The sequence below is a fragment of the Lamprobacter sp. genome (assembly GCF_034860625.1).
Lineage (GTDB): Bacteria > Pseudomonadota > Gammaproteobacteria > Chromatiales > Chromatiaceae > Lamprobacter.
This window is the reverse complement of record NZ_JAYESN010000125.1, coordinates 1-10,878: the sequence shown is the minus strand read 5'-3', so window position 1 is coordinate 10,878 and position 10,878 is coordinate 1. Positions and strand designations below refer to the sequence as shown.

General features: G+C 58.2%; 20 protein-coding genes and 1 pseudogene. 16 read left to right on the top strand and 5 right to left on the bottom strand.

The genetic code is table 11. From position 1 onward, the window contains the following. Together VBE63_RS20920 and VBE63_RS20915 are read left to right on the top strand one after the other, a co-directional pair. The coding region (locus VBE63_RS20920; protein WP_323684959.1) for a hypothetical protein at positions 1-550 on the top strand (550 nt) is incomplete at its 5' end. 44 nt (positions 551-594) lie between these two features. Continuing rightward, entirely contained in the window at positions 595-1,437 is an 843-nt protein-coding gene (locus VBE63_RS20915; RefSeq protein ID WP_323684958.1) for a hypothetical protein, read from the top strand. Positions 1,438-1,904: 467 nt separating this feature from the next. Here the strand turns inward: VBE63_RS20915 and VBE63_RS20910 are convergent, their stop codons facing one another. Then, complete coding sequence (locus tag VBE63_RS20910; protein WP_323684957.1) at positions 1,905-2,342, bottom strand: DUF29 domain-containing protein; 438 nt, start codon at positions 2,340-2,342, stop codon at positions 1,905-1,907. Positions 2,343-2,742: 400 nt separating this feature from the next. Between VBE63_RS20910 and VBE63_RS20905 the strand changes: the two genes are divergently transcribed. The 9 genes from VBE63_RS20905 to VBE63_RS20865 all read left to right on the top strand — a co-directional run bounded on the left by VBE63_RS20905 (position 2,743) and on the right by VBE63_RS20865 (position 6,524). After that, a complete protein-coding gene (locus tag VBE63_RS20905) occupies positions 2,743-3,147 on the top strand; it encodes a methyltransferase C-terminal domain-containing protein (protein WP_323684956.1) in 405 nt (134 codons plus the stop codon). A 38-nt stretch (positions 3,148-3,185) separates the two neighbouring features. Further along, on the top strand, positions 3,186-3,413 hold the full coding sequence (locus tag VBE63_RS20900) for a hypothetical protein (RefSeq protein ID WP_323684955.1): 228 nt from the start codon (positions 3,186-3,188) through the stop codon (positions 3,411-3,413). After that, entirely contained in the window at positions 3,404-3,637 is a 234-nt protein-coding gene (locus tag VBE63_RS20895; protein ID WP_323684954.1) for a hypothetical protein, read from the top strand. Before VBE63_RS20900 ends, VBE63_RS20895 begins: the two co-directional genes overlap by 10 nt. 219 nt (positions 3,638-3,856) lie before the next feature. Then, a complete protein-coding gene (locus tag VBE63_RS20890) occupies positions 3,857-4,330 on the top strand; it encodes a DUF29 domain-containing protein (protein ID WP_323684953.1) in 474 nt (157 codons plus the stop codon). Continuing rightward, complete coding sequence (locus VBE63_RS20885) at positions 4,327-4,449, top strand: hypothetical protein (protein ID WP_323684952.1); 123 nt, start codon at positions 4,327-4,329, stop codon at positions 4,447-4,449. The genes VBE63_RS20890 and VBE63_RS20885 overlap by 4 nt, the downstream gene beginning before the upstream one ends. Before the next feature lie 144 nt (positions 4,450-4,593). Beyond that, the gene (locus VBE63_RS20880) at positions 4,594-5,043 is read left to right on the top strand and encodes a methyltransferase domain-containing protein (protein ID WP_323684951.1); all 450 of its coding nucleotides are present in this window, start codon (positions 4,594-4,596) and stop codon (positions 5,041-5,043) included. Next, positions 5,037-5,237: a hypothetical protein gene (locus tag VBE63_RS20875; RefSeq protein ID WP_323684950.1), complete on the top strand. Its 201-nt coding sequence runs from the start codon at positions 5,037-5,039 to the stop codon at positions 5,235-5,237. Before VBE63_RS20880 ends, VBE63_RS20875 begins: the two co-directional genes overlap by 7 nt. Then, positions 5,224-5,994, top strand: coding sequence for a cephalosporin hydroxylase family protein (locus VBE63_RS20870; RefSeq protein WP_323684949.1), 771 nt, complete (start codon positions 5,224-5,226; stop codon positions 5,992-5,994). Before VBE63_RS20875 ends, VBE63_RS20870 begins: the two co-directional genes overlap by 14 nt. Before the next feature lie 26 nt (positions 5,995-6,020). After that, positions 6,021-6,524: a hypothetical protein gene (locus tag VBE63_RS20865; RefSeq protein WP_323684948.1), complete on the top strand. Its 504-nt coding sequence runs from the start codon at positions 6,021-6,023 to the stop codon at positions 6,522-6,524. Between the two features lie 177 nt (positions 6,525-6,701). Here VBE63_RS20865 and VBE63_RS20860 read toward each other — a convergent pair whose 3' ends face one another. Continuing rightward, positions 6,702-6,932 (bottom strand): hypothetical protein, encoded by a 231-nt coding sequence (locus VBE63_RS20860; RefSeq protein ID WP_323684947.1) that lies wholly within the window; start codon positions 6,930-6,932, stop codon positions 6,702-6,704. Between VBE63_RS20860 and VBE63_RS20855 the strand changes: the two genes are divergently transcribed. The 3 genes from VBE63_RS20855 to VBE63_RS20845 are packed head-to-tail and all read left to right on the top strand — an operon-like array spanning position 6,931 to position 7,720. Beyond that, the gene (locus VBE63_RS20855; protein ID WP_323684946.1) at positions 6,931-7,077 is read left to right on the top strand and encodes a hypothetical protein; all 147 of its coding nucleotides are present in this window, start codon (positions 6,931-6,933) and stop codon (positions 7,075-7,077) included. The genes VBE63_RS20860 and VBE63_RS20855 overlap by 2 nt on opposite strands. Before the next feature lie 2 nt (positions 7,078-7,079). After that, positions 7,080-7,286: a hypothetical protein gene (locus VBE63_RS20850; protein ID WP_323684945.1), complete on the top strand. Its 207-nt coding sequence runs from the start codon at positions 7,080-7,082 to the stop codon at positions 7,284-7,286. Further along, positions 7,277-7,720 (top strand): hypothetical protein, encoded by a 444-nt coding sequence (locus VBE63_RS20845; protein WP_323684944.1) that lies wholly within the window; start codon positions 7,277-7,279, stop codon positions 7,718-7,720. The genes VBE63_RS20850 and VBE63_RS20845 overlap by 10 nt, the downstream gene beginning before the upstream one ends. 12 nt (positions 7,721-7,732) lie before the next feature. Here the strand turns inward: VBE63_RS20845 and VBE63_RS20840 are convergent, their stop codons facing one another. From VBE63_RS20840 to VBE63_RS20830, 3 genes are all read right to left on the bottom strand, one after another. After that, a complete protein-coding gene (locus VBE63_RS20840; RefSeq protein WP_323684943.1) occupies positions 7,733-8,317 on the bottom strand; it encodes a GDP-mannose 4,6-dehydratase in 585 nt (194 codons plus the stop codon). 120 nt (positions 8,318-8,437) lie between these two features. Further along, positions 8,438-9,748 (bottom strand): hypothetical protein, encoded by a 1,311-nt coding sequence (locus tag VBE63_RS20835; RefSeq protein ID WP_323684942.1) that lies wholly within the window; start codon positions 9,746-9,748, stop codon positions 8,438-8,440. Beyond that, positions 9,745-10,095: a hypothetical protein gene (locus VBE63_RS20830; protein ID WP_323684941.1), complete on the bottom strand. Its 351-nt coding sequence runs from the start codon at positions 10,093-10,095 to the stop codon at positions 9,745-9,747. The genes VBE63_RS20835 and VBE63_RS20830 overlap by 4 nt, the downstream gene beginning before the upstream one ends. A 119-nt stretch (positions 10,096-10,214) precedes the next feature. Here VBE63_RS20830 and VBE63_RS20825 point away from each other — a divergent pair, with 119 nt between their 5' ends. Together VBE63_RS20825 and VBE63_RS20820 are read left to right on the top strand one after the other, a co-directional pair. Continuing rightward, positions 10,215-10,433 (top strand): hypothetical protein, encoded by a 219-nt coding sequence (locus VBE63_RS20825; protein ID WP_323684940.1) that lies wholly within the window; start codon positions 10,215-10,217, stop codon positions 10,431-10,433. A gap of 191 nt (positions 10,434-10,624) precedes the next feature. Further along, positions 10,625-10,878, top strand: a pseudogene (locus VBE63_RS20820) (hypothetical protein); the annotation flags it as partial.

Sequence of the window (10,878 nt, the reverse complement as noted above, 5' to 3'; positions counted from 1 at the left end):
GGAACAGTCGCTGCTTTCTCGGGAAAGCACAGCAAAGGGTCGGCCCGTACCTTGGGTGACGTATCCCTTCCTCCATTTTCTTGACAAGAGAATCAGGAGCGACTTCAAGGTATTCGAGTATGGAAGCGGAAACTCGACGCTCTGGTTGAGTGCGCATGTGGAAAAGATTGTCTCTGTTGAACACGATGCAGGCTGGTATCAGAAGATGAAGGCAAAGATGCCAGCGAATGTCGAGTATCTTTACCATGCGCTAGAGTATGGCGGCGCCTACGGACAAGAGATCAGCAAAGATCATTACACAGGCGTCTTTGATATCGTTTTTGTTGATGGCAGGGATCGCGTCAACTGCCTGCGGAACTGTCTTCATGCGCTCAAGCAAAACGGCATTGTGATCTTGGATAATGCCGAGAGAACCCGATACAATCCTGGTTCCGACCATCTCTTGCAGCATGGATTTAAGCGGCTTGATTTTATCGGAATGGGGCCGGTGAATCTTGAGGCGTGGTCGACGGCTGTGTTTTATCGCGAAAAGAACTGTCTTGGGCTTTAAGGCATTTCGTTAACTGAGTCACCAATTAGCGTTTTGGATTGTACATGCAACACGTGAAGCTTAATACCATCGATCTCCGTACACACCCCATACTTGATGAGCGCTGGCTACAAAACGTCATCGCCGAAGATCCATCGATCCTCGGTTTAGGCGATGTCGTACTCCGCGATAGGGAGCGCATTCATCGGGGTTTAGGAAGGCTCGATCTTCTTCTTCAGGATGCCGAAGGTCATGGCCGATACGAAGTGGAGATACAGCTTGGCGCAACCGATGAGTCGCACATTATTAGAACGTTGGAATATTGGGATATCGAAAGAAGGAGATATCCAAAGTACGACCATGTTGCGGTTATTATTGCAGAGGATATCACAAGCCGTTTTCTCAATGTTGTTAGTCTTTTTAATGGCTTCATCCCTTTAATGGCGATTCAGGTGACGGCGATTGAAACGGCAGAAGGAGTTGGGCTTCAGTTCACCAAAGTATTGGACACTGTGCGCCTTGGCTTTTTTGGTGATGACGAAGAGGTTGTTGAGCCAGCGGATCGACAGTATTGGGAAGCGAAAAAAGCTGCAAAACAAACAGTTGAATTAGCAGATCGTATTTGTGAGTTGGCCAGGACATTCACGCCCTCAGCAACGCTGAACTATAATCGCCACTACATCGGTTTCAATGTGGATGGGCGTATAATGAATTTTGCAGTGCTGCGTCCAAGAAAGAGCGTCTTGAATCTCGACATCAAGCATCCGCAAGTTGATGAGCTTGACGCAGCATTAGATGAATCCAGTCTCGATGTTCTGGATTACGATAAGCGTTGGGGGGGCGTATCGAATCAAGTTGAATCAGCAAGATATCGAGGCGCATCAAGCGTTGATCACGGATTTACTTAGACGGGCCTTCGAGAACCGAAAACGTAGCTAAGAACAATACCAGGCACGGACCACGAAATGCCGATCAGGTGATATCCAGAGAGATCGCCAGTCACCCTGACTCGCGGACTCCCGGCTCAGTGCTCTGCTATTCTTCCAGCGTCATGTCTGTCTGGCGATCAGGTCAGATGGCAATATCCAACGACCTCAAGCAGGCTGAAATCGCCGCCCACCAACGCCAAGGCACCGAAACGGTGCATCGTCGGCGTCGTGCTGTTGGCTGATCCTGCCGGTGAAACCAACCTATCGATCACGGCCGCCGGCCTCACATCAGGCTGGCCATCTAGTTCCCCGCCGAACGGCTGATACGCGCACCGAATGTTGCCTGGTCGACCGCTGGCTGATCGGACTAAGTCACAGCTGCTCGCACTGGAGGCCAGCATGGACGAGATCAACAACCCGCATGAAGGGATTGGTGAACTGGCCTGTTATTCTGGAAGAAAGTCAGCCTTGAGCACTTCGTCGACGCAATAGGGGCATGCGAAAGGAAACTGATCTTGGTCGATGCCCGTCTCATTTTCAGCCTTGAGCTTGGCTTTTTGATAGGCGGTTTCAAGTTTCTCGCTCAAATAAGGCTTCAAGCTTGGACTGTCCGCGAGCAACTCCTTTATATCGATCCGCTGCGTCGTGATGGTATTACGCCAGCTGCGGGTGCGCTTTGGAACTTGGTATTGCCATTTCAACAAATGCATCAACAGGAGACTGAGTCGATTCACAAGCTCGCGTTTCTCGCTCTTTGCCATGGCTTCTAACTCTTCGGCAAGGTGGTCGATATCGAGCTGATCCCATTGTTGATGGCGCATGAAGTTGGCGTTCTCCAACAGCCAGCCATGAAAATCTTGCTCGTAAGCGGTTAAGTCAGACATGGTTGTGTCTTTCGCCTTGCATTGAATGGATGGGTGTTGCGGGTGATCGCGGCGTCATCCAAGGCTGCAGCGGAGGGCGGCGGCGACCTGATCGTGCTGCACCTCAGTCAGGGGCAGCGGTTGACCACATGGGTCACGGTTGCCCTTGTTGGGCGCGTGTTTTGAGGGTCTGAGTGTAAACGAACGCAGCCGACCCTGCCCATCGACCAGGCGTTGATCGGCATTCAAGATCCGATTTCAACGCGCCTTGGCGGTCTCTAAGGCCAACCAGCCGGCCTCGTGTGGGCCTTCAGAGCCATCGACTCAGATGACTAACGGTTCGGCGTGCAACCGCGCTGGTCGCTGTCCGAGGGCATCGCTCGGACCCTGGCCTGGTATCGCCATCAGCAACAGGGCGGCGATGCACGCGCGCTCTGCTGGGCAGGCATCGCCGTCTTCAACGAGGCCAGCCGATGAGCAACCCGCGCTTCACCCTGGAGCCAACCGCCATCGCGGGCGTGATCGCCCTGCAGCGGCAGCCCAAGACTACGTCGCCGCCGCCAAAGGCAACACCCTGCTCAATGACGCCGGCGTCAAGCCCGACCTGCTCCCCTACGTCTGCGACGCCGCGCCGGCCAAACAAGGCAAATATCTGCCCGGCAGCCACATCTCCATCCGCCCGCCCGCCGCCCTGCGCGATGATCCGCCGAATGAGATGTTGATCTTGCCCTGGAACATTGCCGACGAGGTCAAGGCGCAGTTGGCGGATCTAACAGACTGCGGTACGCGTTTTGTTACTGCCGTCCCCATGCTCAGGATTTGCTAGTCTTGCAGGGACCATAACGGGTTCAAGCTGATTCACGAATGGTTCGCGTTATTCCTCCAATCACGGCCGTCGAAACGATTGCCGAAGGCCCCGCGATTCGGGAATTGCGCCGGTTGCGTCAGCACGATGGGCCTGGCCGATGGCGGAAGAAAAAAGGGATGGCCTTGGTCGAAACGGACGACGGCGCTCATCAACTCGCCGAGATCCACTGGTACGAAGCCCACGGAATCGGCAAGGTAAAAATGAAGGTAAAACGATGGCTCTAGAATTCGTGGTTTGTTTGCGCAAAGACGCCGCCGGCGATCTCTCGGGCGATGATCTCCAGCTTGGCCGCCTCTATGAGCTGGTTGAAAAGGATGCCGGTCATGGGATGCTGCGGATCATCGATGAATCGGGCGAAGATTATCTCTATCCCCAATCCTGGTTCGACAGCGTCGCATTGAGCGCAGCCGCCTCAGAGCAGCTAGCCAAGGCGTTACCGCACCGATAAACCATGGAGCCCCGCATCCCTTACACCCAACCCTCCATCACCGATCTGGAGGTGCGCTACGCCACTGATGCCGCTGCCAACGCTGCATCGGCACCGAGGAGGTCAAGATTCGGCTGAGCGATCTGGCGGAACCCGGGGTGGGTTTCGTGACCGCCGTACCCTCACCCTGCATCTGCTAGGCTCGCGATTCGCCCAACCCATGCACACTCGGCAACATCCATGTCCCCGCAAGCAACGCTTTACGAACAAGACTTCGAGCGCTGGACCCAAGCCCAGGTCGATCTGCTGCGCCAGGGCAGGGTCGACCGGCTCGACATCGATCACCTGATCGCTGAGCTTGAGGAGATGGGCAAGAGCAGCCTGCGCACGCTAGAAAGCCGCTTCATCATCCTGATCGCGCATCTGCTCAAGTGGCAATTCCAGCTCGACACCCTCGCCGCGCAATGGAAGGAGTTCGAAGGCAAGAGCTGGCGCAAGACCATCATCGAGCAGCGCGCCCAGCTCCGGTTCTTAATCGATAAGGCGCCCAGTCTCAAATCGTCGCTTGAACTGGCACGCGAAGAGGCCTATCTGCCGGCGAGACGTTTGGCGATCAAGGAAACCGGCATGCCGCCAGAGACCTTTCCAGCGGAATGCCCCTACAGTGTCAACGAGCTGTTGGATGAGGATTTTCTTCCGACCGAACAGCCATGAACTCCCGCATCCCCGACACCAAGCCATCCATCATTGATTTGGATGGCTGCTATGCTACCGATGCCGCTGCCAACGGCTGGGGTGAGTACGGCGGCGCCATCTGGGGCGCGATGGGCTGATCGAGGTCGGCTGCGGCAAAGGCTCTTTTCTTGAACGGCTACTCGCGCGTGGTGTCGGCATACGCGGCTTTGATCCGGCTTACGAAGGCAACCACCCGGCAATCGAACCTCGTGCGTTTGACCCGCAAGTCGGCCTGACCGCCGGTGGTGCTGCGCCATGTGCTGGAGCATCTGCAGACTCCGTTTGAATTCCTGCGGCAAGTGCGCGACGCCAACGGCGGCGCTGGGCTCATCTACATTGAGGTGCCCTGCCTGGAGTGGATCGGCCAGCAGCGCGCCTGGTTCGACATCTTCTATGAGCATGTCAACTATTTTCGGCCCAGCGACTTCCGTCGCCTCTTTGGCGAGGTTGTCGCTGCAGGGCATCTGTTTGGCGGGCAATATCAGTATGTGATTGCTGAGTTGGCTTCATTGCGGCGACCCTTAGCAGAAGACCAAGACGCCTTCCAACTGCCGGATGACTTCCTTTCATCATTAGCAGACCGCAGACTGCGGACTGCGGACGGTTGCCGGTTGGCGTCTGGGGCGGTGCCTCCAAGGGCGTCATCTTCGCACTGCTGCGCGAACGTCTCGGACAACCCGTCGACGTGGTGATCGATCTGAACCCGGCAAAACAGGGCCTTTACCTGCCAGCGACCGGCCTTCGGGTGCAGGCACCCGAAGCAGGACTCGCCAAGTTGCCGGCGGGTTCTCCGCTCTACATCATGAATTCCATCTACGCCGACGAGATCAAAGCCATGTCAGGCGGCCACTACAACTACATTGGGATCGAACATGACGGAATTTGAGCAAGCGGTTCGAGCGCGACTCCAGGCGGTTGAACACAACGACGGCCTGATGGCTGCCGGTCAAGCCTGCATGCAGGCGACCATCTTGTCGATGTCTTCCTACAACTTCTTCTGGCAAGGCCGGCCCATCATCCAATACCCCCAGGATATGATGGCGATGCAGGAGCTGATCTGGCGGATCAAACCCGACCTGATCATCGAAACCGGCATCGCCCATGGCGGCTCGCTGATCTTTAGCGCCTCCATGCTTGCCCTGCTGGAGTACTGCGATGCGGTGGAGCAGGGCAAGACACTCGACCCAACCCGACCGCAACGGCAGGTCATCGGCCTCGACATCGACATCCGCGCCCACAACCGCGCCGCCATCGAAGCTCACCCCATGGCCAGCCGCATCCAGATGATCCAAGGCTCATCCATCGCCCCCGAGATCATCGAACAGGTTCGAGCTGCGGCTCAGGGCCACGAACGCATCCTGGTCTGCCTGGACTCCAACCACACCCACGATCATGTCCTTGCGGAACTGGAAGCCTACGCCCCACTGGTCACTCCCGGCAGCTACTGTGTGGTGTTTGATACCATCATCGAAGACCTGCCGGCGGACCTGTTCCCCGACCGCCCCTGGGGACCGGGCGATAATCCCAAGACCGCGGTGCATGAATACCTCAAGACCCACCCGGAGTTCGAGATCGATAAACAGATCGACCACAAGCTGCTGATCAGCGTGGCGCCGGATGGGTATTTGCGGCGGGTTGGCTGACTTTTTTCTAAAGGAGGGTGTTCCGTATGAGCAGCCTGCAAATGATCGTTAAACAGCATCAGGTAAGGGCTGCGCAATTCGCGCCAGAGTCCTTTGATTGGAACAAACGCAAAGCGAAGTGGTTGGCATCGCTTCGGCAACTCATCGATCAGTTGCGCCAATGGTTGATGGACGCCGGCGTCCCGGGGGAAGAGATCATTGCGACCCGGCATTCTATTTCCGAGGAAGGACTTGGGGATTACGAAGCTCCGGGGCTTGAAGTCAAAATCGGCCGGCTCCTGGTGACCTTCGTACCGGTTGCCAGCAACGTCATTGGGGGGGTCGGGCGTGTCGATGTCACCGGACCCCGCGGCGAAGTCAAACTGATCGCCGATACTGTACAGCCTGTCGTTGACGGGGAGCCTGATCCGTCTTGCGATGACCGCGAATGGCTCTGGTTGGCCTATCCAGACCGATCACGACGAGGTGGATTTCCGCTTGATGAGAATGGGTTGGCCAAGGTGCTAGAGGTCGTCCTTGGTGATGCATGAGCGATCCAATCTTTCCCGACATTGATGGGGCTTTCAATTGGTACATTGCGACCAAGGATGCAATCCATGGACTCCGGGCGGCCGTCCAGTGCGGGGCCGTGCTCAGTGAAGAGCTTGACAATCATCTCCACGGCATGACGCAGCGTGAATGGCAAGCGTACCGGCGACGACTCAATGTCAGGCATGGCGTTTTTGCAACCTTGGCGCTCTTTGCGGCGTGCGAAGGCGGGATACGACGAGATTTCGAGTGGCGCGCGATGGGGGCGTGTTGCGGAAGATGTCGCGGTTGAGCGCGTTTATGATTTGCTGTGTGGTATTCGGGAGAAATGGTACGCTGCGGTCGCCGATTTCCGTGGGTTTTAAAATCGGCATCGCCCATGGCGGCTCGCTGATCTTCAGCGCCTCCATGCTCACGCTGCTGGACTACTGCGACACCGCCGAGCAGGGCAAGACACTCCACCCAGCCCGACCGCAACGGCAGGTCATCGGCATCGGCATCCGCGCCTTGAATAGAATGCGAATCCTTCATGAATTCGACCCGAGGATCACGTGACAATGTATGCGATAGAATTTGAAGCGGACCTGAAAGATGGCGCCCTCAAGATCCCCGATGCTTACAAATCGCTCACCGATCAGCATGTCCGTGTCGTCATGCTGTTCGAGAGCCAAAGTGGTGATCCGGAACTACGCGCCATGTCCAACCATTCTGCGGCAAGGGTGCAAGAGTGGTACGAGAAGATCGAGGATGAGGTATGGAAGTAAGCCAGGCCGAAGTCGTTCTGTGCGAGTTTTACTTTTCCGACCTCAAGCAAAACAAACTGAGGCCCGTCGTCGTCTTCAAGGATAATCTGCCCTTTGAGGATTTTGTAGGAATACCGATCAGCAGCCGGCTGGACAGCTTGAAAGACGATGAGGTTGTGATTGATCAGTCGGATTTCACCATGGGCTCGCTTCCCAAACGCTCGAAGGTGATCGACCTGGACCCCAAAGAGGTCCTGGCGAGACACGGTGTCGGCGTTCGACAGTGTGGTCAGCCTTGCCCAAGGCTTGCCGGTTCTCCTTGCTGCTGCATACGGTGGCTAATGCTTAAACGCAACCTCATCGTCAATGGCAGCCCCGCCGAACTGCAGGCTTGCGCCTGTGGTGACGCCCAGCAGACATGTTCTCCGGGCGCAGACAGGGTGCCTTCACGATGAACGAGCACGAGATCACGCAAGCGCCGATGCAAGCCCGCGTTGAGGATTGCGGTAAATCTCAGAGGTCATTCCAGACGTCCTCGGCGGGATCGGCCAGGTCGTCTTGGGCAAAGCCGGTGGCGGATTGCAGATCGGCCAGCGCCATGGCCGATGCGGGGATGGCGTCGGCGTCTTCCAGGACAATGACGCGAATGCGGGCGCTGGGCGGGCGCGGGATGCGCAAGGCCATGTGGCCGTCTTCACCAACCGTAAGGCGTTGTTCAGAGATAGGCATCGAAGATACCGGCCTTTAACGTGGATCTCAGCGTCGTCGGACTGCTGGCTGAGCAGGCGCAGGGCGTCGAGCAGATGCACGGTGCCCATGAGGATGGTGGCATAGGTCTCGACCGGCTCGGAATACGATAGGCGCACCAGCGGTTGCGCCGCCAAGTGAAAGAGGATGTCTGGCTCGGTGGCGAGCACGCGCGCGGCTAGGGCGTTGCGGTCGCGGATGTCTAGGATGTAGTGTTCGAGACGGTCGGCGAGGCCGAGTTGGTCGAACAGCGCCGGCTGGGTGTTGGGCGGCAGCGCAACACCAACGACTCGGGCACCGAGCATCAATAGCTATTCGCAGAGCCAGGCGCCCTTAAAGCCGGTATGGCCGGTGACAAGGACGGTTTTGCCGTTGTAGTGGGTCGAGAGGTCCATTGGGGTTGATGCGATTGCGACGCTGGGGCTTTATACCGCTTCAAAGCGGCCTTGCAGGGAAGAACGCGGAAGCAGGCCTTTGTTAACGAGCAAGGTTTCGACGACGCGTTCGCCCACTTGGAAATGCCGTGCTGCGGCTGTGATGTCGTCGTCGTCGGGGCAGTCGGTCTTGAGGAACGCGAGCAACGCGTTGAACGGACACAGCAGGCTTTGTGCAAAAGCGCGTTGGAATTGTTGTCGTGCGGTATTGGTGTCGGCCAGCGGGCCAAGGCGATCAGCGGGAGCCCAGAGTGCGTCGCCAAGGGCACGGCAAAGCTCGAAGCGCCGGGCTTCTGGCCATTTTGCCCGCAAAGCGATGGTTTGGGGGGCGTTTTGACCTTGGTCGAGCAAGCGGAGTCCGTAGCGGAGTGGTTCGCGACCGGCTGCTGATTGAAAGCTCTTGGTCTGAGTGCCCAAGAGCTCGGCGAGCTGTTTGTTGCTGATTGGGCCGCGCTCCATGCCGATGACGCGACGTGTGTGTTGTGCGGCTTGCTCGGCAGCCACCCAGGCTGGCTCGGCCGGCTTGTGCTGGACAATCGGCAACTGGGGTAACAGTTCCGAAAAGTTGCAGCGGTGTCCGGTTGCTCGGGCCGCCTGCAACGCGCGCTGGAGTGCCTGTGGGGCTGCTTCTGACGGTTCTGCCGCAACCGCTTCCTCAATGGCTTCCAGGCCGTGGTTGTTGGCGAGGGCGTCAAGGGTTTGGATCAGTTCATCAGGGGCTTGATCCGGATCGCAGCCGAGCCTTGCCTCAAGCCGCCGCCATCGGGCTGCGTCCGGGTCTGCTCGCTCTTGGCGAAGCGCGCTGATCAGCGCGCGCAGCGCTTGGCTGTCTTGCTGGGGACCCTCTTGTCGGGCGATGCAGTGATCGAGGAAATGATCGACTTCACGCTCGAAGTCTGCTGCAGGGATATAGAGCAGGGCGTCGGTCAGGTAGCGGACCGGACCGACCACCCCGACGGGGTCGGCTTGGCTGAGCAAGCCGATGCGATCGAGATCGCCCCAGAGGCAGAGTCGCGGCCAGCTGTAGCCTCCACCAACGCCGGCGATGTCATGGGCGAGGCGCCAAGCCTCTGTGCTCGGTGGGTTGGGGGGAGTCGTTTCCCAGCGCAGTCGCCACCAGTTGTCGCAGAGCCAGAAGGCAAGGGGCTGCGGCGCTGCGAGCACCGCATCGTCGTGCTCGCGGCCTTGTTCACGAATGAGGCGGGTAAAGATCGTCTCGCCAGCGGCGATGCGGATGCGGTGCGGATCGCTCGCGCTAGCGCCCTTGAGTGGTTCGATCTGGATGTCAAAGACTTTTGTCATGATTTGAAACCATAAAGATCACGACAATTCGCGGCGGCTTGCTGATCGATCGCATCACCATGGAGCATGGCCCAAGCGAGGAATCTTTGATAGACGGCGTGAGTAATCGGCTCGCTCGGTCGAAGGGGATAGCCGTGATACTCGTGTTGCTCGGCATTGGTGATACGGCCTTCGAAGATCCAACCCTCGTCGCTGATGGTCCAGATCACGCGCGTCGACGCGGCGATGAGGCCTGCTTGGATGCCACGCTTGAGCAGCCGAGTAAGATCGCTGAGTTGGTCTTTGGTAAACCCTGCATGTGTATCGCAGAGGGTGCTGTCGCCGCGTGGTTTGGTGTAGCGGGGCAATCCAAATGCTTGCGGCGCTGCTTTATGTTTCGGGTGGCCGCGATAGCGGGCCGCTTTGCTGAGTTGCTCAAGCACTTCGGGGTCTGGCGAAGGGGCGAGCGCACGCCGCAGATTGTCTGATGATCGCGGTGGCAAATCAATGCGCGGTTTCGGTCTTTTCACGCGAAGTTCTTCAAGTGGTCGATGTGCAGCTTGCTCTTGGCGTCCGGGCAGATGATGGCGCCACCTTCACAGGTGTTGAAGACCTTGGCGGGAATTATGAGGGACGGACCACGTTAACGGTCGACTGCCACGAAACCATTGAAGACAGGGTGAACAGACCCAGCCTCTGGGGTTGAGGGCGTGTTGGCTGGCCCTTGCTGCAGGTGTCTACTGAGACGCCATCGGCTACACTGGACCCATGAGCGCCGACACCCGCCACCCCTCAGACAAAGACCCCCTGCGCCTCTGGCATCGCGCCTTCGGCATTGCGCTGATGGATGTCTTCGCCGAGGCACCCTGGGCCGTTGAATAAGCCCTCACCGCCTGGGTGCTCGACGAACTGATCGGCCACGACGTCAACTACCGCAAGCAGCGGCTTGCGGGCGATGGCAAGCGCCACCCGCTCGATGCCTTCGGCCTCTATGCGGTGGCCACCCGCTATCCCGAGCAGCTCACCCGCGCGCATTCGCTCCGCGCCACCGCCTGGGACGGCGTCTACGATCTCCCCTGGGGCGGACATCAGGTGCGCGTGATCGTGCTCAACCGCATCGAGAAGCACCCCCGCAATGCCGCCTGGGAACT